This window comes from Variovorax sp. NFACC27 (assembly GCF_048301545.1).
Classification (GTDB): domain Bacteria; phylum Pseudomonadota; class Gammaproteobacteria; order Burkholderiales; family Burkholderiaceae_C; genus Variovorax; species Variovorax gossypii.
This window is the reverse complement of sequence record NZ_CP157613.1, coordinates 1,297,667-1,323,596: the sequence shown is the minus strand read 5'-3', so window position 1 is coordinate 1,323,596 and position 25,930 is coordinate 1,297,667. Positions and strand designations below refer to the sequence as shown.

Annotated in this window: 27 protein-coding genes; 17 read left to right on the top strand and 10 right to left on the bottom strand. The window is 69.4% G+C overall.

Annotated elements, in window-relative coordinates:
• Positions 1-115: 115 nt before the first annotated feature.
• From ABL840_RS06190 to ABL840_RS06180, 3 genes are all read left to right on the top strand, one after another.
• Positions 116-1,765, top strand: a complete 1,650-nt coding sequence (locus ABL840_RS06190; protein WP_093299612.1) for an NAD(P)/FAD-dependent oxidoreductase — start codon at positions 116-118, stop codon at positions 1,763-1,765.
• Positions 1,766-1,773: 8 nt separating this feature from the next.
• A complete protein-coding gene (locus tag ABL840_RS06185; protein ID WP_093299927.1) occupies positions 1,774-2,334 on the top strand; it encodes a VUT family protein in 561 nt (186 codons plus the stop codon).
• 134 nt (positions 2,335-2,468) lie between these two features.
• Positions 2,469-3,398, top strand: coding sequence for a ProQ/FINO family protein (locus ABL840_RS06180; RefSeq protein ID WP_093299610.1), 930 nt, complete (start codon positions 2,469-2,471; stop codon positions 3,396-3,398).
• Between the two features lie 22 nt (positions 3,399-3,420).
• On the opposite strand, the gene ABL840_RS06175 is transcribed toward ABL840_RS06180, so the two are convergent.
• The 8 genes from ABL840_RS06175 to ABL840_RS06140 form a co-directional block, all read right to left on the bottom strand.
• The gene (locus ABL840_RS06175) at positions 3,421-3,858 is read right to left on the bottom strand and encodes a DUF4304 domain-containing protein (RefSeq protein ID WP_176947380.1); all 438 of its coding nucleotides are present in this window, start codon (positions 3,856-3,858) and stop codon (positions 3,421-3,423) included.
• 130 nt (positions 3,859-3,988) lie between these two features.
• On the bottom strand, positions 3,989-4,864 hold the full coding sequence (htpX, locus tag ABL840_RS06170) for a protease HtpX (protein ID WP_093197104.1): 876 nt from the start codon (positions 4,862-4,864) through the stop codon (positions 3,989-3,991).
• A gap of 160 nt (positions 4,865-5,024) precedes the next feature.
• Entirely contained in the window at positions 5,025-5,789 is a 765-nt protein-coding gene (locus tag ABL840_RS06165) for a DUF3025 domain-containing protein (protein WP_093299603.1), read from the bottom strand.
• The gene (locus tag ABL840_RS06160) at positions 5,786-6,604 is read right to left on the bottom strand and encodes an NYN domain-containing protein (protein WP_093299601.1); all 819 of its coding nucleotides are present in this window, start codon (positions 6,602-6,604) and stop codon (positions 5,786-5,788) included. Before ABL840_RS06160 ends, ABL840_RS06165 begins: the two co-directional genes overlap by 4 nt.
• Complete coding sequence (pyrC, locus tag ABL840_RS06155; protein ID WP_093197113.1) at positions 6,601-7,632, bottom strand: dihydroorotase; 1,032 nt, start codon at positions 7,630-7,632, stop codon at positions 6,601-6,603. The genes ABL840_RS06160 and pyrC overlap by 4 nt, the downstream gene beginning before the upstream one ends.
• A gap of 151 nt (positions 7,633-7,783) precedes the next feature.
• Positions 7,784-8,302 carry an RNA polymerase sigma factor gene (locus ABL840_RS06150; RefSeq protein WP_093299598.1) on the bottom strand — a complete coding sequence of 173 codons (519 nt, stop codon included), beginning with the start codon at positions 8,300-8,302 and terminating at the stop codon, positions 7,784-7,786.
• 3 nt (positions 8,303-8,305) lie between these two features.
• Entirely contained in the window at positions 8,306-8,524 is a 219-nt protein-coding gene (locus tag ABL840_RS06145; protein WP_093197118.1) for a YgaP family membrane protein, read from the bottom strand.
• A gap of 121 nt (positions 8,525-8,645) precedes the next feature.
• Positions 8,646-9,371, bottom strand: a complete 726-nt coding sequence (locus ABL840_RS06140) for a peptidoglycan-binding protein (protein ID WP_176947379.1) — start codon at positions 9,369-9,371, stop codon at positions 8,646-8,648.
• A 224-nt stretch (positions 9,372-9,595) separates the two neighbouring features.
• Between ABL840_RS06140 and ABL840_RS06135 the strand changes: the two genes are divergently transcribed.
• From ABL840_RS06135 to ABL840_RS06095, 9 genes are all read left to right on the top strand, one after another.
• Complete coding sequence (locus ABL840_RS06135) at positions 9,596-10,552, top strand: LysR family transcriptional regulator (RefSeq protein ID WP_176947378.1); 957 nt, start codon at positions 9,596-9,598, stop codon at positions 10,550-10,552.
• 58 nt (positions 10,553-10,610) lie between these two features.
• A complete protein-coding gene (locus tag ABL840_RS06130; RefSeq protein WP_093299591.1) occupies positions 10,611-11,390 on the top strand; it encodes a hypothetical protein in 780 nt (259 codons plus the stop codon).
• An 85-nt stretch (positions 11,391-11,475) separates the two neighbouring features.
• A complete protein-coding gene (locus tag ABL840_RS06125; protein ID WP_093299588.1) occupies positions 11,476-13,137 on the top strand; it encodes an ABC transporter substrate-binding protein in 1,662 nt (553 codons plus the stop codon).
• 38 nt (positions 13,138-13,175) lie between these two features.
• Positions 13,176-14,129, top strand: coding sequence for an ABC transporter permease (locus tag ABL840_RS06120; RefSeq protein WP_093197130.1), 954 nt, complete (start codon positions 13,176-13,178; stop codon positions 14,127-14,129).
• Positions 14,130-14,144: 15 nt separating this feature from the next.
• The gene (locus ABL840_RS06115; protein ID WP_093299584.1) at positions 14,145-15,047 is read left to right on the top strand and encodes an ABC transporter permease; all 903 of its coding nucleotides are present in this window, start codon (positions 14,145-14,147) and stop codon (positions 15,045-15,047) included.
• Between the two features lie 9 nt (positions 15,048-15,056).
• On the top strand, positions 15,057-16,097 hold the full coding sequence (locus ABL840_RS06110; protein WP_093299582.1) for an ABC transporter ATP-binding protein: 1,041 nt from the start codon (positions 15,057-15,059) through the stop codon (positions 16,095-16,097).
• Complete coding sequence (locus ABL840_RS06105; RefSeq protein ID WP_418116214.1) at positions 16,094-17,113, top strand: ABC transporter ATP-binding protein; 1,020 nt, start codon at positions 16,094-16,096, stop codon at positions 17,111-17,113. The genes ABL840_RS06110 and ABL840_RS06105 overlap by 4 nt, the downstream gene beginning before the upstream one ends.
• Before the next feature lie 36 nt (positions 17,114-17,149).
• Entirely contained in the window at positions 17,150-18,328 is a 1,179-nt protein-coding gene (locus tag ABL840_RS06100; protein ID WP_093299579.1) for an amidase, read from the top strand.
• A 63-nt stretch (positions 18,329-18,391) separates the two neighbouring features.
• The gene (locus ABL840_RS06095) at positions 18,392-19,141 is read left to right on the top strand and encodes a DUF7003 family protein (protein WP_418116213.1); all 750 of its coding nucleotides are present in this window, start codon (positions 18,392-18,394) and stop codon (positions 19,139-19,141) included.
• Between the two features lie 19 nt (positions 19,142-19,160).
• On the opposite strand, the gene ABL840_RS06090 is transcribed toward ABL840_RS06095, so the two are convergent.
• The gene (locus tag ABL840_RS06090) at positions 19,161-19,679 is read right to left on the bottom strand and encodes an ureidoglycolate lyase (protein ID WP_093299577.1); all 519 of its coding nucleotides are present in this window, start codon (positions 19,677-19,679) and stop codon (positions 19,161-19,163) included.
• A 121-nt stretch (positions 19,680-19,800) separates the two neighbouring features.
• On the opposite strand from ABL840_RS06090, the gene ABL840_RS06085 reads away from it, so the two are divergent.
• The 4 genes from ABL840_RS06085 (at position 19,801) to ABL840_RS06070 (ending at position 22,740) form a co-directional block, all read left to right on the top strand.
• Complete coding sequence (locus ABL840_RS06085) at positions 19,801-20,139, top strand: Rieske (2Fe-2S) protein (protein ID WP_093197141.1); 339 nt, start codon at positions 19,801-19,803, stop codon at positions 20,137-20,139.
• A gap of 81 nt (positions 20,140-20,220) precedes the next feature.
• Positions 20,221-20,784, top strand: a complete 564-nt coding sequence (locus ABL840_RS06080) for a YbhB/YbcL family Raf kinase inhibitor-like protein (protein WP_093299923.1) — start codon at positions 20,221-20,223, stop codon at positions 20,782-20,784.
• An 88-nt stretch (positions 20,785-20,872) separates the two neighbouring features.
• Positions 20,873-22,366, top strand: a complete 1,494-nt coding sequence (locus ABL840_RS06075; RefSeq protein ID WP_176947377.1) for a sensor domain-containing diguanylate cyclase — start codon at positions 20,873-20,875, stop codon at positions 22,364-22,366.
• 62 nt (positions 22,367-22,428) lie between these two features.
• The gene (locus tag ABL840_RS06070) at positions 22,429-22,740 is read left to right on the top strand and encodes a hypothetical protein (protein ID WP_093299575.1); all 312 of its coding nucleotides are present in this window, start codon (positions 22,429-22,431) and stop codon (positions 22,738-22,740) included.
• On the opposite strand, the gene ABL840_RS06065 is transcribed toward ABL840_RS06070, so the two are convergent.
• Entirely contained in the window at positions 22,716-23,630 is a 915-nt protein-coding gene (locus ABL840_RS06065) for a LysR family transcriptional regulator (RefSeq protein ID WP_093299573.1), read from the bottom strand. The genes ABL840_RS06070 and ABL840_RS06065 overlap by 25 nt on opposite strands.
• A gap of 143 nt (positions 23,631-23,773) precedes the next feature.
• Between ABL840_RS06065 and ABL840_RS06060 the strand changes: the two genes are divergently transcribed.
• Positions 23,774-25,909, top strand: a complete 2,136-nt coding sequence (locus tag ABL840_RS06060) for a 3-hydroxyacyl-CoA dehydrogenase NAD-binding domain-containing protein (RefSeq protein WP_093299570.1) — start codon at positions 23,774-23,776, stop codon at positions 25,907-25,909.
• Positions 25,910-25,930: the final 21 nt, after the last annotated feature.

Below are 25,930 nucleotides of genomic sequence, written 5' to 3'. Positions count from 1 at the left end.
TGCGCCACCCCCCTTCCGGGGGCAACACCTGCGGCCCGGCAAAGCCGGTTCCGCGGTGTTCCACAAACAGCAAAGCTAAAATGGCCGTCTGCTTGATAGTCACAAGCCCTACGCCATGCTGAGAATCTCCGAACTCAAACTCCCGCTCGACCACGCGCCCGAGGCGCTGGTCGCACTGATCGCCAAGACGCTCGGCGTCCCCTCCGAGGCGATCGTCTCCCACAACGTCTACAAGCGCAGCTTCGATGCGCGCAAGGCCGACCTGCTCACGGTCTACATCTGCGACGTGCAGCTGGCGGACGCGAAGCTCGAAGCCGCCCTGCTCGCGAAGCACGCGGGGCATCCCCACATCCAGAGCGCGCCCGACATGCGCTACACGCCGCCGGCCAGCGCGCCCGATGCCTTGCCGACGCGGCCCGTGGTGATCGGCTTCGGCCCCTGCGGCATCTTCGCGGCGCTGATGCTCGCGAAGATGGGCTTCAAGCCCATCGTGCTCGAGCGCGGCAAGACCGTGCGACAGCGCACCCGCGACACCTGGGGCCTGTGGCGCAGGAGCGAACTCAACCCCGAGTCAAACGTGCAGTTCGGCGAAGGCGGCGCCGGCACCTTCTCGGACGGCAAGCTCTACAGCCAGATCAAGGACCCGCGCTTCCTCGGCCGCAAGGTGATGGAAGAGTTCGTGAAGGCCGGCGCGCCGCCGGAGATCCTCTACGTCGCGCATCCGCACATCGGCACCTTCAAGCTGGTGAAGGTGGTCGAGAACATCCGCGAGCAGATCGTGGCGCTGGGCGGCGAGATCCGCTTCGAGCAGCGCGTGACCGACGTGCGCATCGAAGACGGCCATCTTCGCGGCCTCACCGTGCTCGACCAGGCCACAGGCCAGAGCGGCGAACTGCGTGCCGACCACGTGGTGATGGCGCTGGGCCACAGCTCGCGCGACACCTTCGCGATGCTGCATGCGCGCGGCGTGCATATCGAGGCCAAGCCCTTTTCCATCGGCTTCCGCGTGGAGCATCCACAGGGCCTGATCGACCGCGCGCGCTGGGGCCGCCATGCGGGCCATCCGCTGCTGGGCGCGGCCGACTACAAGCTGGTGCACCACGCGAGCAACGGCCGCTCGGTCTACAGCTTCTGCATGTGCCCGGGCGGCACCGTGGTCGCGGCCACCAGCGAGCCCGGCCGCGTGGTCACCAACGGCATGAGCCAGTACTCGCGCAACGAGCGCAATGCCAACGCGGGCATCGTGGTGGGCATCGACCCGCGCGACTACCCGGGTGACGCGCTCGCGGGCATCGCGCTGCAGCGCGAGCTGGAGAGCAACGCCTTCGTGCTCGGCGGCGGCGACTACCGCGCGCCCGGCCAGCTGGTGGGCGACTTCATCGCCGGCAAGCCCTCCACCGCGCTCGGCAGCGTAGTCCCCTCGTACAAGCCGGGCGTGACGCCGACCGACCTGCACAAGGCCCTGCCCGCCTACGCCATCGAGGCGATGCGCGAGGCCTTTCCTGCCTTCGGCCGCAAGATCAAGGGCTTCGACACGCACGACGCTGTGCTCACCGGCGTCGAGACGCGCACTTCGTCGCCCATCAAGATCACGCGCGGCGACGACTTCCAGAGCCTCAACGTGCGCGGCCTGTACCCCGCGGGCGAAGGCGCGAGCTACGCGGGCGGCATCCTGTCGGCCGGCGTGGACGGCATCAAGGTGGCCGAGGCCGTGGCATGCAGCGTGCAGGCCGAGTCGGAACGCGAACGCACCGCGAACGTCTGATGCAGGCCATGCAGCATTCCGCCACGTTCTTCGAGCGCCCCACCCTGGGCCACCTGATCGTCGCCACGCTGACGATGGCGGCCGTGGTGCTCGCCTCCAACATCCTCGTGCAGTTCGCCATCAACGACTGGCTGACCTGGGGCGCCTTCACCTATCCGGTGGCCTACCTCGTGAGCGATCTCGTCAACCGGCGCTTCGGCCCCGGCATGGCGCGTCGCGTGGCGTGGGTGGGCTTCGCGGTGGCGGTGGGCGTATCTCTGCTGCTCGCGCCGGTGCGCATCGCCGCGGCCTCGGGGCTTGCCTTCATCGCCTCGCAGCTGCTGGACATCGGCGTCTTCGACCGCCTGCGCCGCGGCCTCTGGTGGCGCGCGCCGCTGGTGGCCACGGTGATCGCCGCGGTGCTCGACAGCATCGTGTTCTGGGGCATCGCCTTCGCAGGCACCGAGGGCCCGTGGTTCACCTGGGCGTTGGGCGACCTCGGCGTGAAGCTCGCCGTGGGCGTGCTGATGCTGCTGCCGTTCCGGCTGCTGATCGGCCGGCAGGCCGCGCAGGCTTCGGCCCTGACCTGAACCGGCGATGACGATGAAGACAGAAACGACAATGCGCCCAATACGACATCCCGCCCGCCGCGCCGCATGCGCGAGCGCACTCCACTACTGAATTCCTTCCTGCCTTCTTCGCGCCCCCGAGCCGAATTTCCAGAATGACCGAAGCAACCACCGCCAACCCGAACAACAAGTCGCGCCGCCCCCGTGGCGAGCGCCTGGACATGGCCCAGCAGCTGCAGGCACTGCGAGCCGGCACGGAAGGCTCGACGACGGCTTCCGAAGCCACGGCCGGCACGCCCTCCGCTCCCGCGCAGGCGAAGCGGCCGCAGCAACAGCATCAGCAGCGCAAGCCGAAGAGGCCGCAGCAGGCGCAGTCCCAGCAGCAGCAATCGCAGCAGAAGCAGCAACCGCAGCAGCCGGCGCGCCCGCAACGCAAGGTGCACCCGGCGCTCGAGCGCCTGTTCGAGCTGTATCCGAACCTCTTCGGCGCGCGCTTCCTGCCGCTGAAGCTCGGCGTGTACGAAGAGCTGATTGCCCGCCACCCCGACGACTTCAAGGCCGAAGACCTCAAGGTGGCCATGGGCCTGCACGCGCGCTCCACGCGCTACCTCGAAAGCGTGGCCGCCGGCCATCCGCGCCATGACCTCGACGGCAACGTCGCCGAGCCGGTGGCGCCCGAGCACGTGCATCACGCCATCCTCGAGCTGCACCGCCGCCGCTCGCAGCGCACCGGCGAAGACCTGCGCCCGCAACTCGTGGCGCGCCTGGCCCGCGCCGTCGAAGCCTCCGGCCTCGACCGCGAAGCCTATGCCGTGCTGGTGCGCTCGCGCGACGCGAACAACAACGCCGTGCTCGACGAAGCCCTCGCCCAGCTGGCCGAGCAGGCCGCCAAGCGCGAGGCGCTGCTGCGTGCCTTCGAGGCGAGTGGTCGCAGCGAGAAGGAGTTTGCGGACATGTACGGCATGGCGCAGGGCGAGGTCGCACGCACGCTGCAACGCGCGCGTACCGACCGTGCCGCTGCCGCCGCGGCTCCGGTCGCGACGACCGAAACGCCGGAAGCGCCCGCCGCTCCGTCGGCCGACTGATAGACCGGGACGGCGGCGGCAGCTATGCCGCCATCGTCGAGAGATTCGGCCCGCGCTCGCGCGCGGCCAGCCAGCCCTCTATCTGCGGCAGCATGCTTGCAACCGAAGCCGCGAGCAGCCGATACGGCTCCGGGCTGTCGCCGAAACCCTCGTACGAGAACCAGTCCTCCGCCAGGCTGGAACCGCCCGCCCCACCACGGTTTTGCAGCCGTGCGCGGTCGGAGAGCGGAACGTACTCCAGCCGCAGATCGGCCTGCGCGACCACATCGCCCCAGCTGGTGGTCTTTTCGCCCGGCGGATGCGCACCGCATTCCAGGAAGAAGGCCGTGCCCGGCTTGTCGTACTGCACGGACACGAAATGGATCACGTCCGCCCGGTCGCGGCGGAAATTAGGAAAGCTGCCCGCGAAGCCTGCGGCCTTCAGTTCCGGCACGAGCACCGACTTGAGGGCGCTGGACATGAGCCTGGTGGGTGTCGAGGGCATGCTGGATCGGCTCCGGCGGACGACAGGCGAAAGGAAAGGTGAAAAGAAAAAAGCCGCCACGGCAACGTGGCGGCTTTTCTGTTGATGGGCGAGGCTGGCCCCGTCTTCAGCGCTGCGCGCTCTGGAGCGCGGCAATGCGCTCCTCGATCGGCGGGTGCGTGGCAAACAGCTTGCCGATGCTGCCCGTGATGCCCATGGCTTCCACCGCCTTCGGCAGTTCGCCGGCCGGCAGGCCGCCCAGGCGGGCGAGCGCGTTGATCATCGGCTGCTTCTGGCCCATCAGCGCGGCGGCGCCTGCGTCGGCGCGGAACTCGCGCTGGCGCGAGAACCAGGCCACCACCATCGCGGCGGCAAAGCCGAGAACGATGTCGAGCACGATGGTACTCACGTAGTAGCCGATGCCGGGGCCCGAGCTGCGGTCGTCGCCGCGGCGCAGGAAGCTGTCGACCGCGTAGCCGATCACGCGCGACAGGAACACGACGAAGGTGTTCATCACGCCCTGGATCAGCGTCATGGTGACCATGTCGCCGTTGGCGATGTGCGCGACCTCGTGGCCGATGACGGCCTCGACCTCTTCGCGCGTCATGTTCTGCAGCAGGCCGGTGGACACCGCCACCAGCGACGAGTTCTTGAACGCGCCCGTCGCGAAGGCGTTGGGCTCGCCTTCGAAGATGCCGACCTCGGGCATGCCGATGCCGGCCTTGTCGGCGAACTTGCGCACCGTGCCGACGATCCAGGCCTCGTCGGGCGTCTGGGGGTTGTCGATCATGTGCAGGCCGGTGGTCCACTTGGCCATCGGCTTGCTGATGAGCAGCGAGATGATCGCGCCGCCGAAACCCATCACCAGCGCGAAGCCGAGCAGCGCCGTCAGGTTGAGCCCGTTGGCCGTGAGGAAGCGATTGACGCCGAGCAGGCTGGCGACCACGCCGAGCACAGCGACGACCATCACGTTGGTCAGGACAAACAGAAGGATACGTTTCAAGTTGAATTCTCCGTGGGGAAATCTGCCACCCAGATGAGGGCCCCGGGGCCCTCTTCAAGCCGTATTCGAGCAGGTTGCGGCCTGGAAGCCCTGGGCGTTTTAGGTGTTCTGGGCGCTCCGGTCGGCGGCAGCCGGTAGAGCCATGATAGGAGCAAAAGTTCTAGGCCCCCGGTATTCCCCGCCCCGGCGAGGGCCTGAAGACCATCGGATCGTCATAGAAGCCCGCGGCCTCGTTGGCGCCCCACCAGCCCGGTACGCCGAGCACCGGCAGCGGCACGAAGGGCTTGCGTTCGAGCAGCTGCGGGTCGAGCGAGCCCGCCACCAGCGCGTCGTCGAGCGCCGCTGACCCGTTCTCGCCCTGCGCCGGCAGCAGCAACACGTGCGCCGTGATCGGCTTGCGCGGCGTGACCAGCTTCTCCAGCAGCGCATGGCCGAAGAGCAGCAGCCGCGCTTCGCTCCACAACCCACGCCTGCTGACGAAGAGCGTGTGCCAGTCGCGCGCGACCAGCGCGTGCCACAGCGCCGGCGGCGCATCGAGCAGGGCGCCGTTCTCGTCGAACAGCGTGAGCGCATCCCGCAGCGGCCCGCGCGTGGCGCCAACGCCGTCTCGGGCGATCTCGCCGGCCTGCAGCTCGTTCAGGCGTCGCTTCGTCCGCGGAAAGGCGAGCCAGACCAGGCCGTTGAAGAAGTCGTGGAGGTTGTCGCGGGTCGGGACCGTGCGGGTCCGGAAGACGTGAGCCTCGTAGGCATGCCCGGCGGGCAGCGCGTCCTGGCTCACGAAATCGGGCGCCGACGCGTGCCTGATGCGCTGGAGTGCGGTGGCCACGCCGCCATCGCCATGCGCGACGGCCTGCATTGCCGCCTCGCCATCGGCGCGATAGGGCGCGAGCCATGGCCGCGCCCAGTCGATCGCCGGCAGGGTCAAGGCGCGGGCGCGCCCGTCCAGCGGATGCGGTCCGGGTGCTGCATCAGCACGAACTCCGCCGTGAGCTTCTCGAAGAGCTTGAGCGAACTGCTGTTCTTGCCGAGCAGCCCGGCCGTGCGCAGGGCCTTGGCCACGTCGTTGAGCGGCACGTCCTTGCCGCCGCGCAGGGCCGGAGCGGCCTGGAGGATGAATTCGGCGGCTTCCGAAGGCTGCGGCTGTTGCTGCGGTTGCTGCTGAGGCTCGGGCTTGCTGGCAGCCTTCGCCGTCGTCTTGCGCGCCGCCGTCTTCGCCGCAGTCTTCTTCGCGGCGGGCGCGGCCTTGGCACGCGTGGTCTTCGCAGCGGCCGTCTTCTTCGCCGGCGCGGTGCGGGCCGCGGGCTTGGTGACGGCGTTGTGCGCGATGTCCGTGAAGGCGTCGTAGATGCCGACAGTCTCTTCGCCCGTCTTGCCCTGCTGGCCGATGCCGCAGACGCGGCAGCCCTTCTCGCGCAGCCGGATCACGAGCGGCGCGAAGTCGGAGTCGGAGGACACCAGCACCACCACGTCGGGCCGCTCGGCAATGGCGAGGTCGATCGCATCGACCGACAGCGCGATGTCGGTGCTGTTCTTGCCGGCCGACAGGTTCACCATCGGCCGCACCGACAGCCGCTTGAAGAGCGCCTGTCGGTTCACCGCCATCTCGGCATTGCAGTACGCGCGACGCACGTGGATGGCGCCGTATTCGTCCATGGTGCGCTGCACGGCCTGTTCGATCACGTCCGCCGAGACGTTGTCGGCGTCGATCAGCAGCATCACGCGCAGCGAAGAGACCGTCATGCGAGCTTCCAGTTGACGGTCTCGCCGCCGCGCAGCGGCTTGAGCGTGGCATCGCCGTAGGGCACGGTCTCCGGCACCGTCCAGCTCTCGCGCTTGAGCGTGATGGTGTCGGTGTGGCGCGGCAGGTCGTAGAAGTCGGGGCCGTTGAAGCTCGCGAAGCCTTCGAGCTTGTCGAGCGCGCCCGCGTTGTCGAAGGCCTCGGCATAAAGCTCGATGGCAGTGAGCGCGGTGTAGCAGCCGGCGCAGCCGAGCGCATGCTCCTTCAGGTGCGCCGGGTGCGGCGCGCTGTCGGTGCCCAGGAAGAAGCGGTCGCTGCCGCTGGTGGCCGCCTCGACCAGCGCCACGCGGTGCGTCTCGCGCTTGAGCACGGGCAGGCAGTAATAGTGCGGGCGGATGCCGCCGGTGAAGATGGCGTTGCGGTTGTAGAGCAGGTGGTGCGCCGTGATGGTGGCTGCCGTGAACCGGTCGGCGTCGCGCACGTAGTGGGCGCCTTCCTTGGTGGTCAGGTGCTCGAACACCACCTTGAGCTCGGGGAAGTCGCGGCGCAGCGGGATCATCACGCGGTCGACGAACACGGCCTCGCGGTCGAACAGGTCGATGGCCGGGTCGGTCACCTCGCCGTGCACCAGCAGCAGCAGGCCGTGCTTCTGCATGGCTTCCAGGGTCTTGTAGGTCTTGCGGATGTCGGTCACGCCGGCATCGCTGTTGGTGGTGGCGCCGGCCGGATAGAGCTTGAGCGCACGCACGCCGGCTTCGGCGGCCAGCGCGATTTCCTCGGGCGGCAGCTTGTCGGTGAGATAGAGCGACATCACCGGCTCGAAGCCGCTGCCCTCGGGCACGGCGGCGCGGATGCGGTCGCGATACGCCACGGCCTGCGCGGCGGTGGTCACGGGGGGACGGAGGTTGGGCATGATCAGCGCGCGGCCGAACTGGCGGGCGCTGTGGGGAACGACGGCTTCGAGGGCGGCGCCATCGCGCACGTGCAGGTGCCAGTCGTCCGGGCGGGTGATCGTGAGGGTGTCTGTCATGGCTGGCCGATTGTCGCATCGCCCCCCGGAACGGGACTCCCCCGGGCTTCGCGCACTTCGCGTCGCCTCGCCCTCCCATTCGCCGGGGGCGACACCGGCGGCCCGGCGGAGCCGGTTCCGCGGTTCCCCCCCCAAAGGAGCGAGCCGGTTTTCAGCCCAGCAGGTACTCGCGCACCAGCGAGCGCGCCCGGTGCAGCCGGCTCTTGACGGCGCCCGGCGGTTCGCCGAGCCGTTCGGCGATCTCCGCTATGGTCAGCTCCTCGAAGTCGCGCAGCAGCACCACTTCGAGGTAGTGCGCGGGCAGCGACTCCAGCGCGTGGGTCAGGTCCAGCCGCAGGGCAGCGTCGTCGCGGGCGAGCAGCTGGCGCTCGGCCGCTTCCTCGTCGAGCGGCTCGTGCCTGAACATCGCCCGCTGCAGCCGCAGGCATTCGCGCCTGATGACGGTGAAGAGCCACGACGAGAAGGCCGCCACGGCCTTCAGCCCCCGGAGCTTGCGCGCAACGACCAGCAGCGACTCCTGCACGGCATCGTCGACGTCGCTGGCCTGGCAGTGCCGCCAGGCGTAGCGGCGCGCGTCGGACTGGCAGGCCGCGAGCAGGCTCGCGATGGCGGCCGGGTCGCCGGTCTGCGCGGCGAGGATCAGGCTGGATCGGTCGATGCCCGCGGTCACGCTTCAACGCCCCTTTCCGTCGAGCTTGCGCCCGACCATCGCGCACATCGGGCAGAAGCCGAACAGGCCCGTCAGCGCGAGCGTCGCGCCCATGAGCGCGACGGCCACGCCCAGCCCGAGGCCGGCGGTGCTCCAGCCGATGGCGGCGAAAGCCAGGGCCGCGAGGCCGACGACGATGCGCAGTGCGCGCTCCCAGCCGGGAAGATTCTTTGCGTAGAGCATGGCGGTTCCTTCGATCCTTCTTGATGGTGCATGAGGAAGACCCTCGGACACCAAGAGGCGTCGAACCCGCCGAACGGTTCGCGGGAACCGCAAATTTTTCCACGCCGACGGAAAACGCCCGCTACGGCAGGAGCACGCGGCAACTGCCCGGGTCCGCCGCCTGCATCCACTTGTGGAAGTTGACCGAGCAGCGCGCGCCCTTGCCCGGCGGCCACGGATCGAAGATGCGCAGCGTGGTGCCGCGCCCGCTGGGGTCGTCGTCCCCGCGGATCCCCACGACCAGCATCATGTGGCCGGGACGGCCGACGCGCGCGGCATATCCCTTGGCGCCCCATGGCAGGTCGAAGATCAACGGCCCGCCCTGCAGCGCCGCACGCAACTGGGCAACCGACCAGGGCGCAGGCGGGCGCAACGACAGCCCGTGCGCGGACGCGAAGAGCGCATCGGCCGCCATCGCCTCCTCGCCGTCCGGAAAGGCGCGCAGCCCGCCGTCGTCGGCGATGAGCCCGGGCGGCGTGCGCGCCACCACTGCCTGCACGTTGGAGCGCGTGATCATGGCCGTGCAGGCGGCCCAGCACAGGCCGGGCGTGGGCTGGGGAATCAGCGCGACGGGATGCAGGATCGGCGCATGGCACTCGTTGCCGAACACCAGGTTCTGCGTGCAGGGGCCGGCCTCGCCGTCCTCGGCGAGCCAGTGGGCGGCCTGCAGGCGGCGCACCGCCATCCGGGTGACGGGGCCGTAGTCGCCATCCAGCGCGAGCTCGGGGCCGGGCTGGAGCTTGTGGTTCAGCGCCTCCTGCAGCCTGCGGACGTCGGCGCCGCGCGAACCCTGTGTCAGTGTCGTCATCGGTTCCTGTCCCTCGCCAACAGATGCCCTGACCCTCGGCATGAGCCGGCTGCATTGTGGAAAGCCCTTGTCGCCGCGTCCATTTGTCGGACGGCATAGCCGGGATGGCGGGCCGCGCGCCCCCCCGGGGGCACGCCCGTTGCTTGACGTGCCGCGCCGATCGGCCGAAGGTCCGGTCCCGCGCAAACCACCCCCACACACCACCGCACACACCGGAAACCGACATGCTGTCCACGGCAATGCTTTACTTTCGCGAGACCGCCAGGGCCGGCTCGCTGCGCCGCGCCGCCGAGCAGCTCGGCGTGGCGCCGAGCGCCATCAGCCGCCAGATCGCCAAGCTCGAAGGCGAGCTGCAGGCCGCCCTGCTCGACCGCCGCGCCAACCGCACCACCCTCACGCCCGCCGGCGAGCTGGTGCTGGCGCATGCCGAACAGGCCCTGCAGAGCAGCGAGGCGCTTCGCGGCGCGTTGCAGGAGCTGAGCGGTGAGCCCGCCGGCACGGTGCGCATCGGCAGCATCGAGGGCATGGTCGGGCACTTCCTCGCGAACAACCTGGCGCGCTTCCAAAAGAGGCATCCGCAGGTGAAGCTGCAGGCCTCGGTGGTGGGCTCGCGCGCGGTGCTCGAGGCGCTGCAGGAAGGCCGCATCGACATCGCGCTGGCCTTCAACCTGCCCGAGCGCCACGCCTTCCGCGAGCATGCGCGGCTGGAACAGCCGCTGTGCGCCATCGTCGCGCCCACGCATCCGCTCGCGCGGCGGCGCAGCGTGTCTTTCAGCGAGCTCGAAGGCCGCCGCGTGGCGCTGCCCGACCGCTCGTTCCAGATCCGCCATCTGGTCGACCGCATCGCCTCGAAGACACAGGTGTCGCTCGAGCTGGCGATCGAGACCGGCACGCTCGACATGGCCAAGGGCCTGGTGCGCAACAGCGATCTCATCACCTTCCTGCCGCGCTATGCGGCGCTGCACGAGGTGTCGAACGGCGACCTGTGCGCCGTGCCGCTGCAGGAGCGCGACTTCGCCGCCACCGCGGCCAGCCTGCTCACCATGCCGGGGCGGCGCCAGTCGCCGGCGACGCGCGCGCTGCTCGAGATGCTGGCCACCAGCATGGGGCGATACGGTGCGAGCACGGGCGCGGGCGCGGCGCCGCGTTCTGATTCCGGCAACACGCGCGTGCGGAAATGAGCCTTCCCGCCGGCCTCGTCGCTCCCTACATTGGGCGCCGACGAGGAAAGAACACGGCATGACGACCACAGCAACCGACCAGACCATTGCATTCCCCGAAGGCGGCTATCGCTACGCGAGAGGCGTGTTCCAGTATTCCGCGGGCGTGGCGGCACTGCCCGGCTTCGCTATCGAGCGGGTGCGTTTCCAGCAGCCCGTTCCGCTGGAAGAAGGCTTCGACGTCATCGCGGCGCACCTGGGCGCCATCGGCCGGCCGCTGGCCGCGCTGTGCGCCTGCGAACTGCGCTCGCCAGCGCCGTTCTCGGAGCGCGGATTCCTCGACTTCAACCGCGTCTACGCCGGCACGCTCGAGCGCTGGGGCCTGGTGCGCGGCGAGCGCAACCCGGTGGCGCGTACCAACGTGTGCCCGCGCATCGGCGCCCCGGCCACGCCGGCCTTCCAGGCCTTCTCGTACACCGTGCCGGCCGACGACGATGCCGCGCCGCCGAGCTTCGTGGTCTCCGGCGGCGGCGAGGCGCCCGACGGCCATGCCAGCTATCGCGAGGTGATGGTCCGCCTGGGCGACACCAGCCCCGAAGGCCTGCGCGCCAAGCTCGGCTACGTGATGACGGAAATGGAGCGCCGCCTCGCCGTGCTGGGCTTCGGCTGGCGCGATGCCGCGGCGGTGCAGGCCTACACGGTGCACGACATCGGCGCGCTGGTGTTCGACGAGATCGTGCAGCGCGGCGGCCTCACCACCGGCCTGACGTGGCACATGGCGCGGCCTCCGATCGTGGACATGGAAGTCGAGATGGACCTGCGCTGCGCGCGACGCGAGCTCGCGCTGTCATGGCCCTAGCCCGACAAGGGACACCACCGCTGGCATGTGTCGTGCTTGACAGTTTTTTCGTCCTTTTCTCCATTCCACCCCAACGGAGTTCCATGTGAAGCGTGCTGCCCCTGCCCTGTTCCTGAAACCCCTGGCCGCCTGCGCGGCGCTCGCCACCCTGGTGCTCGCCGCGCCCCAAGCGATGGCGCAGGAGAAGACGCTGCGCATCGCCATGACGGCGGCCGACATTCCGCGCACGCTGGGCCAGCCCGACCAGGGCTTCGAGGGCAACCGCTTCACCGGCATCCCGATCTACGACTCGCTCACGCAGTGGGACCTGTCGAAGGCCGATGCGCCGAGCGTGCTGATCCCCGGCCTCGCCGCCTCGTGGGCGGTCGACGCCAAGGACAAGAACAAGTGGGTCTTCAAGCTGCGCCCCGGCGTGAAGTTCCACGACGGCTCGGCCTTCAACGCCGACGCCGTGGTGTGGAACGTGCAGAAGGTGCTCGACAAGGATGCCGTGCAGTTCGACCCCAGCCAGGTCGGCGTGACGGCCTCGCGCATGCCCACGCTCAAGTCGGCGCGCAAGATCGACGACACGACGGTCGAGCTCACCACCAGCGAGCCCGACGCCTTCCTGCCGATCAACCTCACGAACCTGTTCATGGCCTCGCCGACGCACTGGCAGAAGAAGTTCGACGCCGCCGCCGGCGCCACGCCCGCCGACAAGGCCAAGGCCGCCTGGACCGCCTTCGCCGCCGACCCGTCGGGCTCGGGCCCGTTCAAGGTCACGCGCTTCGTGGCGCGCGAGCGGCTCGAGCTGGCCGCCAACAAGGGCTACTGGGACGCGAAGCGCGTGCCGAAGATCGACAAGGTCGTGCTGCTGCCGATGCCCGAGGCCAACGCGCGCACCGCCGCGCTGCTGGGCGGCCAGGTCGACTGGATCGAGGCGCCCGCGCCCGACGCGATGGCGCAGATCACGCAGCGCGGCTTCAAGATCTATTCGAACGCGCAGCCGCACGTGTGGCCCTGGCAGCTTTCCTTCGCCGAAGGATCGCCCTGGCTCGACAAGCGCGTGCGCCAGGCCGCCAACCTGTGCATCGACCGCGGCGGCATGAAGCAGCTGCTGGGCGGCATGATGGCCGAGCCCAAGGGCACGGTGCCGCCGGGCCATCCGTGGTTCGGCAAGCCCACCTTCGACATCCGCTACGACGTGAAGGCCGCGCAGGCGCTGATGACGCAGGCCGGCTACTCGGCCGCCAAGCCGATCAAGGTGAAGGTGCAGATCTCGGCCTCGGGCTCGGGCCAGATGCAGCCGCTGCCGATGAACGAGTTCGCGCAGCAGTCGCTCAAGCAGTGCTACTTCGACGTGCAGTTCGACGTGATCGAATGGAACACGCTGTTCACCAACTGGCGCAAGGGCGCGAAGGACCCGTCGGCCAACGGCGCGAACGCGGTCAACATCAGCTTCGCGGCCATGGACCCGTTCTTCGCGATGGTGCGCTTCGTGAGCACCAAGACCGTTCCGCCGGTGTCCAACAACTGGGGCTATTACGGCAACGCCGAGGTCGACAAGCTGGTGGCCGACGCGCGCACCAGCTTCGACGACAAGGCGCGCGACGCCGCGCTCGCGAAGCTGCACACCCACATCGTGGACGACGCGCCCTTCGTGTGGATCGCGCACGACGTGGGCCCGCGCGCCATGTCGGCCAAGGTCAAGAACGTGGTGCAGCCCAAGAGCTGGTTCATCGACATCGCGACCATGACGATGGACTGACCGTTCTCCCAGCCAGCCCATCAGCCAGCTAGCCATCCATGCTCGCCTACCTCCTGCGCCGCGTGATCTACGCCGTGCCGATCATGATCGGCGTGGCCCTCGTGTGCTTCCTGCTCGTGCACATCGCACCCGGCGATCCGCTGGTGTCGATACTGCCGCCCGACGCCTCCGCCGAGCTGCAGGCGCAGCTGCGCGAGCTGTACGGCTTCAACCGTTCGCTGCCCGAGCAGTTCGCGATGTGGCTGTGGCGCGCGCTGCACGGCGACCTGGGCGTGTCGATCGCGAGCAACCGCGCGGTGGCCTCGGAAGTGTTCACCGCCGTGGGCAACACGCTGCGGCTCGCGGTGGTGGCCACCTTCATCGGCTTCGTGCTGGGCAGCCTGTTCGGCTTCGTCGCGGGCTACTTCCGCGGCTCCTGGCTCGACCGGCTGGCCTCGATGTTCTCGGTGCTCGGCGTGAGCGTGCCGCACTACTGGCTGGGCATGGTGATGGTGATCGTGTTCTCGTCGCAGCTCATGTGGCTGCCGGCAACGGGCGCGGGCCCCAGCGGCTCGGACGACTGGGCCTGGGACTGGGCGCACCTGCAGTTCCTGCTGCTGCCGGCGATCACGATGTCGGTGATCCCGATGGGCATCATCGCGCGCACGGTGCGCGCGCTGGTGGCCGAGATCCTCGAGCAGGAGTTCATCGTCGGCCTGCGCGCCAAGGGGCTCACGCACTTCGGCGTGTTCCGCCACATGGTGAAGAACGCCGCGCCCACGGCTCTGGCGGTGATGGGGCTGCAACTGGGCTACCTGCTCGGCGGCTCGATCCTCATCGAGACGGTGTTCTCCTGGCCGGGCACCGGCTTCCTGCTGAACTCGGCCATCTTCCAGCGCGACCTGCCGCTGCTGCAGGGCACGATCCTGGTGCTGGCGCTGTTCTTCGTCGTGCTCAACCTGCTGGTCGACGTGCTGCAGACCCTGCTCGACCCGCGCATCGCCCGGGCCTGAAAGACCAGATCGACCATGTCCTCCGTGCTCGCCCCCTCCTCCATCGCCGCGGCCGTCGAGCCGCTGCCGGCCCAGCGCTCGCGCGGCTACTGGGCCTCGGTCTGGCTGCGCTTCCGCCGCGACCCGGTGGCCGTCGGCGCGGCGGTCGTCGTGCTGCTGCTGATCGCGCTCGCGATCCTCGGGCCGTGGCTCACGCCGGCCGACCCGTACCAGTCGTCGATGCTCAAGCGGCTCAAGCCCATCGGCACCGAGGGCCTGCCCCTGGGCAGCGACGAGCTGGGCCGCGACATGCTCTCGCGCCTCATCGTCGGCGCGCGGCTGTCGCTCTTCATCGGCATCACGCCGGTGCTGTGCGCCTTCGTGCTGGGCACGGTCATCGGCATCGTCGCGGGCTACGCGGGCGGGCTGACCAACACGCTCATCATGCGCACCATCGACGTGTTCTACGCCTTTCCGTCGGTGCTGCTGGCCATCGCGCTGTCGGGCGCGCTGGGCGCGGGCGTGGTCAATTCGCTGATCTCGCTGACCATCGTCTTCATTCCGCAGATCGCGCGGGTGGCCGAGAGCGTGACCACGCAGGTGCGCAACCGCGACTACGTGGAGGCGGCGCGCGCCTCGGGCGCGGGGCCCTTCACCATCGTGCGCGTGCACGTGCTGGGCAACGTGCTCGGGCCGATCTTCGTGTACGCCACCAGCCTCATCGCGGTGTCGATGATCCTGGCCTCGGGTCTCTCTTTCCTCGGCCTGGGCGTGAAGCCGCCGGAGCCCGAGTGGGGGCTGATGCTCAACACGCTGCGCACCGCGATCTACGTGCAGCCGTGGGTCGCGGCGCTGCCGGGCGTGATGATCTTCATCACCTCGATCTCCTTCAACATCCTGTCCGACGGGCTGCGCGCCGCCATGGACAACAAGGGCTGAGGCAAGGCAATGGACGCACTCGAAGACATCGGCGGGCCGGCCCAGCCGCTGCTGACGATCAAGGGCCTGGTCAAGCACTTCCCCCTGAAGAAAGACCCGCTCGGCCGCGGCGGCGGCGTGGTGCGCGCGGTCGACGGCGTGGACTTCGAAGTGCTCAAGGGCGAGACGCTCGGCGTGGTCGGCGAGTCGGGCTGCGGCAAGTCGACCACCGCGCGCCTGCTGATGCAGCTGATCGAGCCCACGCGCGGCGAGGTCGTGTTCGACGGCCGCGAGGTCGGCGGCCGCGACCTGCCGCTGAAGGAGTTCCGCCGCCAGGTGCAGATGGTGTTCCAGGACAGCTATGCCTCGCTGAACCCGCGCCTGACCATCGAGGACTCCATCGCCTTCGGCCCGCAGGTGCACGGCGTGCCGCGGCGCGAATCGGTGGCACGGGCGCGCGACCTGCTCGGCCGCGTGGGCTTGTCGCCCCAGCGCTTTGCCGAGCGCTATCCGCACGAGCTCTCGGGCGGCCAGCGGCAGCGCGTGAACATTGCGCGGGCGCTGGCGCTGCAGCCGCGCATGGTGATCCTCGACGAGGCCGTCTCCGCGCTCGACAAGTCGGTGGAAGCGCAGGTCATCAACCTGCTGCTCGACCTGAAGGCCGAGTTCGGCCTGACCTACGTGTTCATCAGCCACGACCTCAACGTGGTGCGCTACGTGAGCGACCGCGTCATGGTGATGTACCTGGGCCAGGTGGCCGAGATCGGCCCGGCCGATGCGCTGTACGACCGGCCCGCGCACCCCTACACGCGCGCGCTGCTCTCTTCCATGCCCTCGATGGACCCCGACCATCGCACCGAGGAAGCAGCGCTCGCGGGCGATCCGCCGAACCCGATCAACCCGCCTTCGGGCTGCCGCTTTCATCCGCGCTGCGCGCTGGCCGCGCCGGTGTGCGGCAAGGTGGTGCCCGAACGCATCGCCACCGGCTCGCAGCACGCGGTGAGCTGCCTGATCCACGAGCCCGGCAGCGGGCATCCGATGGCGGCCGAGGCACGAAGGGAAGCGGCATGACGACGACCATGAACGACGACGAGCCCATGGTCCGCCTGCGCGACCTCAGCGTCACCTTCGGCGGCGGGCGCAAGCCGGTGCATGCCGTCAGCGGCGTAAGCCTCGAGGTGAAGCGCGGCGAGGTCGTCGCGCTGATCGGCGAGTCGGGCTCGGGCAAGAGCGTGACCATGCGCACCCTGCTGCGCCTGCACCCCGAGCGCCGAACCCGCATGGGCGGCACGGTGCAGGTGGCGGGCCGCGACGTGCTCGCGATGTCGCAGCGCGAGCTGGCCGACTTCCGCGGCAAGGTCGCGTCGATGATCTTCCAGGAGCCGCTGCTGGCGCTCGACCCGGTGTATTCGGTGGGCGCGCAGATCGTCGAGTCGATTCGCCGGCATGAGTCCGTCACGCAGGCCGAGGCACAGCGGCGCGCGCTGGCGCTGTTCGAGCGCGTGCGCATCCCGAGCCCCGAGCGGCGCCTGCAGGCCTATCCGCACGAGATGTCGGGCGGCATGCGCCAGCGCGCCATGATCGCGCTGGCGCTCGCCTGCACCCCCCGGCTGCTGCTGGCCGACGAGCCCACCACCGCGCTCGACGCCACGGTGCAGATCCAGATCCTGTTGCTGCTGCGCGAGCTGCAGCGCGACCTGGGGCTTTCGGTGATCTTCGTCACGCACGATATCGGCGCGGCGGTGGAAGTGGCCGACCGCATCGCCGTGATGTACGCGGGGCGCATCGTCGAGGAAGGCACCGCGCGCGAGCTGATCCGCTCGCCGCGCCATCCGTACACCATCGCGCTGCTCAAGAGCCGTGCGCACGGCGCGCTGGCGCGCGGCACGCGGCTCGAGACCATCGGCGGCGCGCCGCCCGACCTGTCGGCGCTGCCGCCCGGCTGCGCCTTCGCCGAACGCTGCGCGCTCGCTAGCGACGCCTGCCGCGCGGCCCAGCCGCCGGTGGTCGAGCTGGCGCCGAACCACCGCGCGCGCTGCATCCACACCGACGCGGCGGCGGCCATCGCTCCGGTGCTCGTCGCCTGACGGACAAAGACAACTCACCACCCGACACCCATCGCCATGCCCCTGCACGACCCCGCCCACGCCTTCGTCCCGTACCCCGACGCACCGGTGCCGCGCGCCACGACCGGCCCGCTGGCCGACCTGAGCTTCGCCGCGAAGGACCTGTTCGACGTGGCCGGCTACCCCACGAGCGGCGGCAACCCGATCGTGCTGGCGATGTCGGGCATCAAGACGCGCACCGCGCCGACCGTGCAGAAGCTGCTCGACGCCGGCGCGCGCTTCGTCGGCAAGACCGTGACCGACGAACTCGCGTTCTCGATGAACGGCAACAACGCGCACTTCGGCGCACCGGTCAACGGCGGTGCGCCCTCGCGCATCACGGGCGGCTCATCGTCGGGCTCGGCCTCGGCCGTGTCGTCGAATCTCTGCGACTTCGCGCTGGGCACCGACACCGGCGGCTCGGTGCGCGCGCCAGCCAACCACTGCGGCCTGTACGGGCTGCGCCCCACGCACGGGCGCGTGAGCCTCGAAGGCGCGCTCGACCTCGCGCCCAGCTTCGACACCTGCGGCTGGTTCGCGCGCGACATCGGCACCTTCGCGCGCGTGGCCGACGTGCTGCTGGGTGCCGACGCGGCGCCGCTGCCCGAACGCGTGCGGCTGCTGCGCCCCGACGATGTCTGGGCGCTGGCCGTGCCGGCGGCTGTCGATGCGCTTAAGGGCGCGGCCGACAGCGCGCAGGGCGCGCTCGGCCCCGCCAAGGGCATCGAGGTGGCGCTGGAATCCTTCGACACCATGTACTGGAACTTCCGCTACCTGCAATCGCGCGAGGCCTGGCTCACCGACGGACCCTTGATCGAACGCTACGCCCCGCCGCTGGGACCGGGCGTGGCCGAACGCTTCGCATGGTCGCGGGAAGTGACCGACGCACAGGTAGCCGCCGCGCGCGTCTTCCGCACCGCGTTCCGCGCGCACCTGGCTTCGCTGCTGGGCAGCGACGGCGTGCTGCTGATGCCGACCATGCCCGACATCGCCCCGCTGCGCAGCGACAGCGAGGCCGCGCTGGAGGACTACCGCAACCGCGCGATCCGCATGCTGTGCATCGCGGGGCTGGCGGGCTTTCCGCAGCTGTCGATGCCGCTGGCCACGCGCGACGGCGCGCCGCTGGGCATCTCTCTGCTCGGGCCGGCGGGGTCGGACCGGTCGCTGATTGCGCTGGCGCAGCGCATCGCGGGCTGAGGCCGCCCTCAGCCTGCTGGCGCTACAGTCGTCCCGAAGCCCACAGCGGGCTCGGGAGCATTCATGTTGAACTGGCGAGAAGCCGACATCCTTTCCATCCTCGATCAGTCCTGCGAGAACTATGTGTTCCCGATGCTGGACAACGGCTATGTCTACCTCGGAGCCACGCGCATGTCTCTCTACCGGTCGCTGGAGGACTGGGCCATGGTCATCGAAGTGTTCGGCTTCTCGCCGAGGTCAGGCCTTCCCGATACGCACGTGCATACCTTCGCCAGCCGCTTGCACGATCGCAATCCGGAAACCAGCTACGTCAGCCGCGCGGCCTACGACAACTATCTCGCACGCAACCCGCACAACGAATCGCGCTTTATCTATCCCATTGAGGAAGGCGGATGGCAGGATGCCGAGAACCTCGAATGGGTTGCGGTCAGTGGCGGGCACGAATTGATCCTGCGAGGCCAGTCGATCCCGACGCCGACTCCCGCGGACTGCAGTTCCCACCAGATAGTCCCTCTGGACAGGAACCGACTCCACACTTTCGAGCTCTGCCGCATCCTCGCAGCCACCCATCGCGACAACGTGCTGGCGACCGCAACGGAGCGCCGTGCCAACGTACGGCCAGAGATGATGCAGATCCTGCAGCTCGAGGAATGGCATCACCCGAATGTCGTTGATGAACAATGCCGGCCCAGCAACTCAGCCACCTTCCAGCAGTTGGCCAAGGTACTGACGACCGGCGACGCCTCGCACTACCGGGCCGAACTCGATCCAAACACCCATTGGATCAACTGGCCTGAAGGCGGCACCCTCTAGTCAATTTCTGCGTCGTCGCCTACGCCAATCGCACGCTGCCCGGCACCCGAAGCAGGCAGACGTCGCAGTCGACACCGCTCCCCACGCGCTCGATCACCGCGAAGTCGCCCGCATCCACCGCCAGCAGCGCGTGATGCCAGGTGCCGGGCGCGAGCACCACGCCCTGGCGTCCGTCGGTGACGAAGGCCGCGAGTTGCCGTGCCGAGGTGGGTGCATCGCCGGCGCGGGCCACCACGATCACGAAGCGCCTGTCGCCCAGCGGCACGAAGGTCTGGCTGCCCAGCGCGTGGCGCTCCATCTCCGACACCTCGTGGGGAAAGCGCCGTGCCTGCGCGCGGAACAGCGCCAGCATCGGACGGCCGCCTTCGGCGTCGAGGCGCAGGTCGTCGAGCAGGTCGAAGCGCTGCGCATTGCCGCCGTTGATGGGCCGGCCTTCGCCCGCGGGCGCGGCGATCACGGTGCCGTAGGGCGCGAAGGCCTGCGGAGTCAGCGGCTGCGCCACCAGCACCTCGGCGGCGGTCGGGGAAGCATCGTTCATCCGGCGATTGCAGCAGAAAGCGTGCCGTTCGCCTACGCGAGATCGGCCGAGCAGACTGCCCGGCCCCTGCGCGCAGGAGATACTGTTTGCTTCGCTTCCGACCACAAATGCAAGCACAGGCATGAATACGACCGAGCCCCGGCTCATCGCCGCGACACTGGCCGAGGGCGGCCTGGCCGCCCTCTTCACCGCGCCCGACGGCGCCCGGGCCTTCGCCGTGCGCTGGCAAGGCGGCGTGTACGGCTATCTCAACCAGTGCCCCCATGCGGGCGGCCCGCTTGATTTCGAAGGCCAGGTGCTGGAAAGTTCAGGCCGCTTCCTGATGTGCGCCCGGCACGGCGCGATCTTCGAGCCCGACACCGGCAAGTGCGTCGGCGGCCCCTGCCGCGGCGCACGGCTCACGCCGGCCGCCGTGCACGAGAAGGCGGACGGCAGCGTGTGGGCCGGAGCGACCGACTGAAGAGAAGACAGAACAGGACAACCATCCAGGAGAAAAAAAGACATGCGCAACTGCACCAACCGATTTCGCACTCTCCCGCCCATGGCCCTGCCCGCGGCGGCGCTCGCCCTGGCCGGCCTCCTGGCGGGCTGCGCGGGCATGTCCTCGCCCGTCGGCAAGGGCTCCACGGGCATGAAGGTCACGTCGAGCGCCTTCGCCGACAACGGCACCATCCCGTCCGAACACGCGGGCGTGGGCGACTGCGGCGGCAAGAACATCTCGCCGCCGGTGGCCTGGAGCAACCTGCCGGCCAAGACGAAGTCGGTCGCCGTGCTGGTGTTCGACCCCGACGGCGCGGCCGGCCTCGGCGTGTCGCACTGGGTGGCCTACAACATCGCGGCCGAACGCGGTGAGCTCAAGGCGGGCGAAGGAGCGGTGGGCTCCAACTTCGACTTCACCATGGGCCCGAACGTGGCCGGCACGCCCGCCTACCGCGGCATGTGCCCGCCGGCGGGCGACCGGCCGCATCACTACGTGGTGACCGTGATCGCCTCCGAGCTCTCGCCCGGCAGCCTGCCGGCCGGCCTGGGTCGCGACGCGCTGCTGGCCGCACTCAAGGGCCGCGCGCTGGGCGGCCAGAGCGTGGTGGGCCTCTACAGCCGCTGAGCACGGCGAGCGGCGAGTAATAATTTAGGACTCACATCGTCGGCACCGGCCAGCAACGGCCGCGGCCGCCTTCCAGAAAGCTCCATCGATGGCCCTGCCCGCACCCGGCACCGACCCGGTTCCGCCGTCCGCCGACGATCTCGACGCCATGTTCGACCTGGCGCCCGTCTCCCTCTGGATCGAGGACTACGGCGAGCTCAAGCGCAAGCTCGACGGCTGGCGCGCCGAGGGCATCACCGACCTGGTGGCGCACCTGCAGGCCGATCCGCAGCGGGTGAGCGACTGCATGGCACTGCTGAAGGTGCTGCGGGTCAACCAGCACACGCTGAAGCTCTTCGGCGCCGACAGCGAGCAGACCCTGCTGGGCGCACTCGACCGCGTGTTCCGCGGCGACATGTCGGCCACCGTGGTGCACGAGCTCGACCAGCTCTGGCGCGGCCAGCTCAGCTTCGAGAGCGAGACCGTCAACTACGCGCTCGACGGCCGAAGGCTCGACGTGCGCGTGCGCGCCCGCGTGCTGCCCGGCTACGAGGACAGCTGGAGCCGCGTGCTGGTGGCACTCGACGACGTCACCGAGCGCGTGGCCGCGCAGCGCCTGCGCGACGAGAGCGCCATCTACGCGCGCAGCCTGTTCGACCGCTCGCCGGTGTCGCTGTGGGTGGAAGACTTCAGCGCGGTGCGTTCGCTGCTGGAAACCATCCGCTCGCGCGGCATCACCGACTTCGCGACCTTCATCAAGGTGCACCCCGACTTCGTCACGCGCTGCATGCAGGAGATCCGCGTGATCGACGTCAACCACGAGACGCTGCGCATGTTCGGCGCACCCGACCTCACCACGCTGCTGGGCAATCTCTCGCGCATCTTCCGCGACGAGATGCGCGAGTCGTTCGCCGAGCAGTTGCAGGACCTGTGGAACGGCAAGACGGTGCAGCACCGCGAGGTGCTCAACTACTCGCTGTCGGGCGAGGTGCTGAACATCCACATGCAGTTCGCGGTGCAGGACGACCGGCTCGACACCTGGGACCTGGTACTGGTGTCGCTGGTCGACATCACCGCGCGCAAGAAGGCCGAGGCGTACCTCGAGTACCTCGGCAAGCACGACGTGCTCACGCAGCTGTGCAACCGCACCTACTACACCGAGGAACTCAACCGCCTCTCGCGCAAGGGGCCGTGGCCGGTGTCCATCGTGGCCATCGACCTCAACGGCCTGAAGCAGGTCAACGACCAGGAAGGCCACGCGGCCGGCGACTCGCTGCTGCGCCGCATGGGAGAGGTGCTCGACAAGGCCGTCGACCTGCCGGCCTGGCCCGCGCGCATCGGCGGCGACGAGTTCGCCGTGCTGCTGCCCATGACCGACGAGCGCGGCGCCGAGGCGATGCGCGAGCGAATCCTCACGCTGCTCGAGATGAACAACCAGTTCCACGCCGGGCAGAGCGGCCACACGCTGAACCTGGCCATCGGGCTCGCCACCTGCCACGGCGACGAGCCGCTGGAAGCCGCGCTGCAACGCGCGGACCGGGCGATGTACGTGGACAAGTCGCGGTATTACGAGAGCGTGGAGACTGATCGGCGGACGTCGTAGCCATCAGGTCGAGCCGCCCGAGCGGCTGTCCGTGAAGTTGCGTTTGCTGGAAAGAACCACCGATGCCCCTTGAAGGCCTTGCCGAAGCCCTGATCCGGCCAGTGGTCGAACTGGTGCTGCAGCCCATCGGGGAGGCCTTGGTGCACCTGACCGGCTACATCACCGGGCTCATCGTCGTTCCGATCGCCACGCTAGGACATGTCGTTGTCGAGCAGCCCAAAGAAGGCGTCGAAGCGATGACCTGCAGGTGGCTTCGCACGTCCAGCGGACGCATCGTCATCAATGCAGATCTGGGCAGCCTCGTGGGCTTCCTCACCTGGCTTGCGATCGGCGTGACGGCCCTCTTGATCTACTGCACGTCCGGTCCGTCGTAGCCCGGCACCCGCACCCGCTCCAGCACGAAATCGATGAACGTCCGGATCGCCCGCGTGTGCTGGCGGTTCGGCATGTAGAGCATGAACATCTGGGTGCCGAAGATCGAGAGACGCCAGTCGTCGAGCGTGGTCACCACGTCGCCGCGGCGCACGTCTTCCTGCACCACGTAGTCGGGCACGAGGCCGATGCCCAGGCCCGCGAGGATGGCCTGGCGCAGGAACAGGAAGTTTTCCGAGATGAGCGTCGGCTCCAGGATCACCTCGCGCCGTGTCTCGCCCTGGTAGGCCGACACGCGCAGTTGCCGGCCGATGACGGCGGCCGTGACCACCGGCGCGCCCTGCAGCGCGTCAAGCTGCACCGGCAGCGGGTTCTTCGCCGCGTATTCGGTCGAAGCGCAGGCCACGTAGCGCACCGGCCCCATCGCGCGGGCCACCAGGTTCTGCGGCGGCTCCGGAATCACGCGGATGGCGATGTCGACTTCGTCGCGCAGCAGGTCCTCGATGCGGTTCTCGAACACCACGTCGAGCACGATGCCGGGGTACTGGCGCTTGAAGTCGATCAGCCAGTCGGCCATGACGAGCTGCCCGTAGCCGCTGGGCACGCTCAGGCGCACGCGGCCCTGCAGGCCCTGCCCCAGCGTCGTCACCGATTCGCGCGCCGCCAGCAGCTCGGCCTGGATGGCGATGCCGTGCTGGTAGAGCCGCAGGCCGATCTCGGTCGGCTCGGCGCGGCGGGTGGTGCGCCGCACGAGTTGCGCGCCCACCGAGCGCTCCAGCTGGTTCAGGTGGTAGCTGACGTTGGCGCGGGTCATCTTGAGCCGGCGCGCCGCCGCGCTCAGGTTGCCGGCGTCGAGGATTTCCACCAACAGGGTGAGCGACTGGAGGTCCATGGGCCGATTGTGTCAAAAATCCTTTGACAGTCTGTCAACCGGCTATGCAATTGTCAAAGCGGCGGCTCAGCCCAAGAATGTTGGGTTCACCCCAGAGCCTCGGACCCGCACGGTCCGCAACGCAAGAGACAAGCGACACGCACATGGCCACCACCACTCCCAGCCCCTCCACGTCCACCGGTCCCGTCACCTTCGAACGTCTAGGCGACGTGCTCGTGGTGACCATCGACAACCCGCCCGTCAACGCCCTGGGCGTGGATGTGCGCCGCGGCCTCGCGGCCGCCATCGACGCGGCGGAAGCCGATGGCGCGGCCAAGGCGGTGCTGCTCGTCGGCGCCGGCCGCAACTTCATCGCGGGTGCCGACATCCGCGAATTCGGCAAGACCCCGCAGCCGCCCTCGCTGCCCGAGGTGTGCCTGAAGATCGAGAACTGCACGAAACCGGTCGTCGCCGCGATCCACGGCGCCGCGCTCGGCGGCGGCCTCGAAGTGGCGCTGTCGGCCCACTACCGCATCGCCTCGCCCACCGCGAAGCTGGGCCTGCCCGAAGTGGCGCTGGGCCTGCTGCCCGGCTCGGGCGGCACGCAGCGCGCGCCGCGCCTGATCGGCGTGAAGCCCGCCATCGAACTCATGCTCAGCGGCCGCCATGCGGGCGCGAAGGAAGCGCTGTCGCTCGGCCTCGTCGACCGCATCGGCACCGAAGCCGATGCGCGCGCCGAAGGCCTCGCCTACGCGAATGAACTGGTCGCCGCCAAGGCCCCGGTGCGCCGCACGCGCGAAGCCGGCGCGCTGGCCGACAAGGAAGCCGCCCGCGCCGCCCTCGAGGCCGCGCGCGCCGACACCGCCAAGAAGAGCCGCGGCCTGTTCTCGCCGATGAAGATCGTCGAGGCCGTCGAAGGCGCGCTCACGCTGCCCTTCGACGAAGGCATGGCGCTGGAGCGCAAGCTGTTCCTGCAGTGCATCGACAGCCCGCAGCGCGCCGGCCTGATCCACGCCTTCTTCGCCGAGCGCGAAGTGCTGAAGGCGCCCGAGACCAAGTCGGCCAGCCCGCGCGCGCTGGAGTCCGCCGGCATCGTCGGCGGCGGCACCATGGGCGCGGGCATCGCGGTGGCGATGCTCGACGCGGGCCTGCCCGTGACCATGATCGAGCGCGACGACACGCAACTCGCGCGCGGCCGCGCCAACGTGGAGAAGGTGTACGACGGCCTCATCGCCAAGGGCCGCATGACGCCCGAGGCCAAGGCAGCCGTCATGGCGCGCTTCTCGGGCTCCACCAGCTACGACGCGCTCGCCAACGTCGACATCGTGGTCGAGGCCGTGTTCGAGGAAATGGGCGTCAAGAAGGCCGTGTTCGCCGAGCTCGACCGCGTGTGCAAGCGCGGCGCCGTGATCGCCACCAATACCTCTTACCTCGACATCGACGAGATCGCCGCCAGCATCTCGCGTCCGCAGGACGTGGTGGGCCTGCACTTCTTCTCGCCCGCCAACATCATGAAGCTGCTGGAGATCGTGGTGCCCGCCAAGGTGAGCGCCGACGTGGTCGCCACCGGCTTCGAGCTCGCGAAGAAGCTCAAGAAGGTGCCGGTGCGCGCCGGCGTGTGCGACGGCTTCATCGGCAACCGCATCCTGGCCGTGTACCGCCAGGCCGCCGACCACATGATGGAAGACGGCGCCTCGCCCTACGACATCGACGCCGCCGTGCGCAACTTCGGCTACCCGATGGGCCCCTTCCAGGTGTCCGACCTCGCGGGCGGCGACATCGGCTGGGCCACGCGCAAGCGCAAGGCCGCCACGCGCGACCCGAAGGCTCGCTACGTGCAGGTGGCCGACCGCATCTGCGAACGCGGCTGGTTCGGTCAGAAGACGCAGCGCGGCTACTACCTGTACCCCGAAGGCGCGCGCACCGGCGTGCCCGACCCCGAAGTGCTGGCCATCATCGACGCCGAGCGCGAGCGAGCGGGCATCAAGCCGCGCGCCTTCACCGAGGAAGAAATCATGCGCCGCTACATGGCCGCGATGATCAACGAAGGCGCCAACGTCGTGCTCCAGCGCATCGCGCTGCGCCCGCTCGACGTGGACGTGACCTTCCTCTACGGCTACGGCTTCCCGCGCCACCGCGGCGGCCCGATGAAGTACGCCGACACCGTGGGCCTGCCCAAGGTGCTGGCCGACATCCAGGAGTTCGCGAAGGAAGACCCGATCTTCTGGAAGCCCTCGCCGCTGCTGGTGCAGCTGGTCGAGCGCGGCGCCGACTTCGCGAGCCTCAACCAGTCCGAGTAATCAGAGTCCATTCCAGTCAGC

Coding starts and splice junctions, on each gene's coding strand:
- ABL840_RS06135 (WP_176947378.1), top strand. CDS start 9,596: ATGCTGTCCACGGCAATGCTTTACTTTCGCGAGACCGCCAGGGCCGGC.
- pyrC (WP_093197113.1), bottom strand. CDS start 7,632: ATGACAGACACCCTCACGATCACCCGCCCGGACGACTGGCACCTGCAC.
- ABL840_RS06140 (WP_176947379.1), bottom strand. CDS start 9,371: ATGACGACACTGACACAGGGTTCGCGCGGCGCCGACGTCCGCAGGCTG.
- ABL840_RS06120 (WP_093197130.1), top strand. CDS start 13,176: ATGCTCGCCTACCTCCTGCGCCGCGTGATCTACGCCGTGCCGATCATG.
- ABL840_RS06105 (WP_418116214.1), top strand. CDS start 16,094: ATGACGACGACCATGAACGACGACGAGCCCATGGTCCGCCTGCGCGAC.
- ABL840_RS06090 (WP_093299577.1), bottom strand. CDS start 19,679: ATGAACGATGCTTCCCCGACCGCCGCCGAGGTGCTGGTGGCGCAGCCG.
- ABL840_RS06075 (WP_176947377.1), top strand. CDS start 20,873: ATGGCCCTGCCCGCACCCGGCACCGACCCGGTTCCGCCGTCCGCCGAC.
- ABL840_RS06065 (WP_093299573.1), bottom strand. CDS start 23,630: ATGGACCTCCAGTCGCTCACCCTGTTGGTGGAAATCCTCGACGCCGGC.
- ABL840_RS06145 (WP_093197118.1), bottom strand. CDS start 8,524: ATGCTCTACGCAAAGAATCTTCCCGGCTGGGAGCGCGCACTGCGCATC.
- ABL840_RS06160 (WP_093299601.1), bottom strand. CDS start 6,604: ATGACGGTCTCTTCGCTGCGCGTGATGCTGCTGATCGACGCCGACAAC.
- ABL840_RS06070 (WP_093299575.1), top strand. CDS start 22,429: ATGCCCCTTGAAGGCCTTGCCGAAGCCCTGATCCGGCCAGTGGTCGAA.
- ABL840_RS06100 (WP_093299579.1), top strand. CDS start 17,150: ATGCCCCTGCACGACCCCGCCCACGCCTTCGTCCCGTACCCCGACGCA.
- ABL840_RS06190 (WP_093299612.1), top strand. CDS start 116: ATGCTGAGAATCTCCGAACTCAAACTCCCGCTCGACCACGCGCCCGAG.
- ABL840_RS06095 (WP_418116213.1), top strand. CDS start 18,392: ATGTTGAACTGGCGAGAAGCCGACATCCTTTCCATCCTCGATCAGTCC.
- ABL840_RS06080 (WP_093299923.1), top strand. CDS start 20,221: ATGGCCCTGCCCGCGGCGGCGCTCGCCCTGGCCGGCCTCCTGGCGGGC.
- ABL840_RS06185 (WP_093299927.1), top strand. CDS start 1,774: ATGCAGCATTCCGCCACGTTCTTCGAGCGCCCCACCCTGGGCCACCTG.
- ABL840_RS06180 (WP_093299610.1), top strand. CDS start 2,469: ATGACCGAAGCAACCACCGCCAACCCGAACAACAAGTCGCGCCGCCCC.
- ABL840_RS06110 (WP_093299582.1), top strand. CDS start 15,057: ATGGACGCACTCGAAGACATCGGCGGGCCGGCCCAGCCGCTGCTGACG.
- ABL840_RS06175 (WP_176947380.1), bottom strand. CDS start 3,858: ATGTCCAGCGCCCTCAAGTCGGTGCTCGTGCCGGAACTGAAGGCCGCA.
- ABL840_RS06130 (WP_093299591.1), top strand. CDS start 10,611: ATGACGACCACAGCAACCGACCAGACCATTGCATTCCCCGAAGGCGGC.
- ABL840_RS06115 (WP_093299584.1), top strand. CDS start 14,145: ATGTCCTCCGTGCTCGCCCCCTCCTCCATCGCCGCGGCCGTCGAGCCG.
- ABL840_RS06085 (WP_093197141.1), top strand. CDS start 19,801: ATGAATACGACCGAGCCCCGGCTCATCGCCGCGACACTGGCCGAGGGC.
- ABL840_RS06060 (WP_093299570.1), top strand. CDS start 23,774: ATGGCCACCACCACTCCCAGCCCCTCCACGTCCACCGGTCCCGTCACC.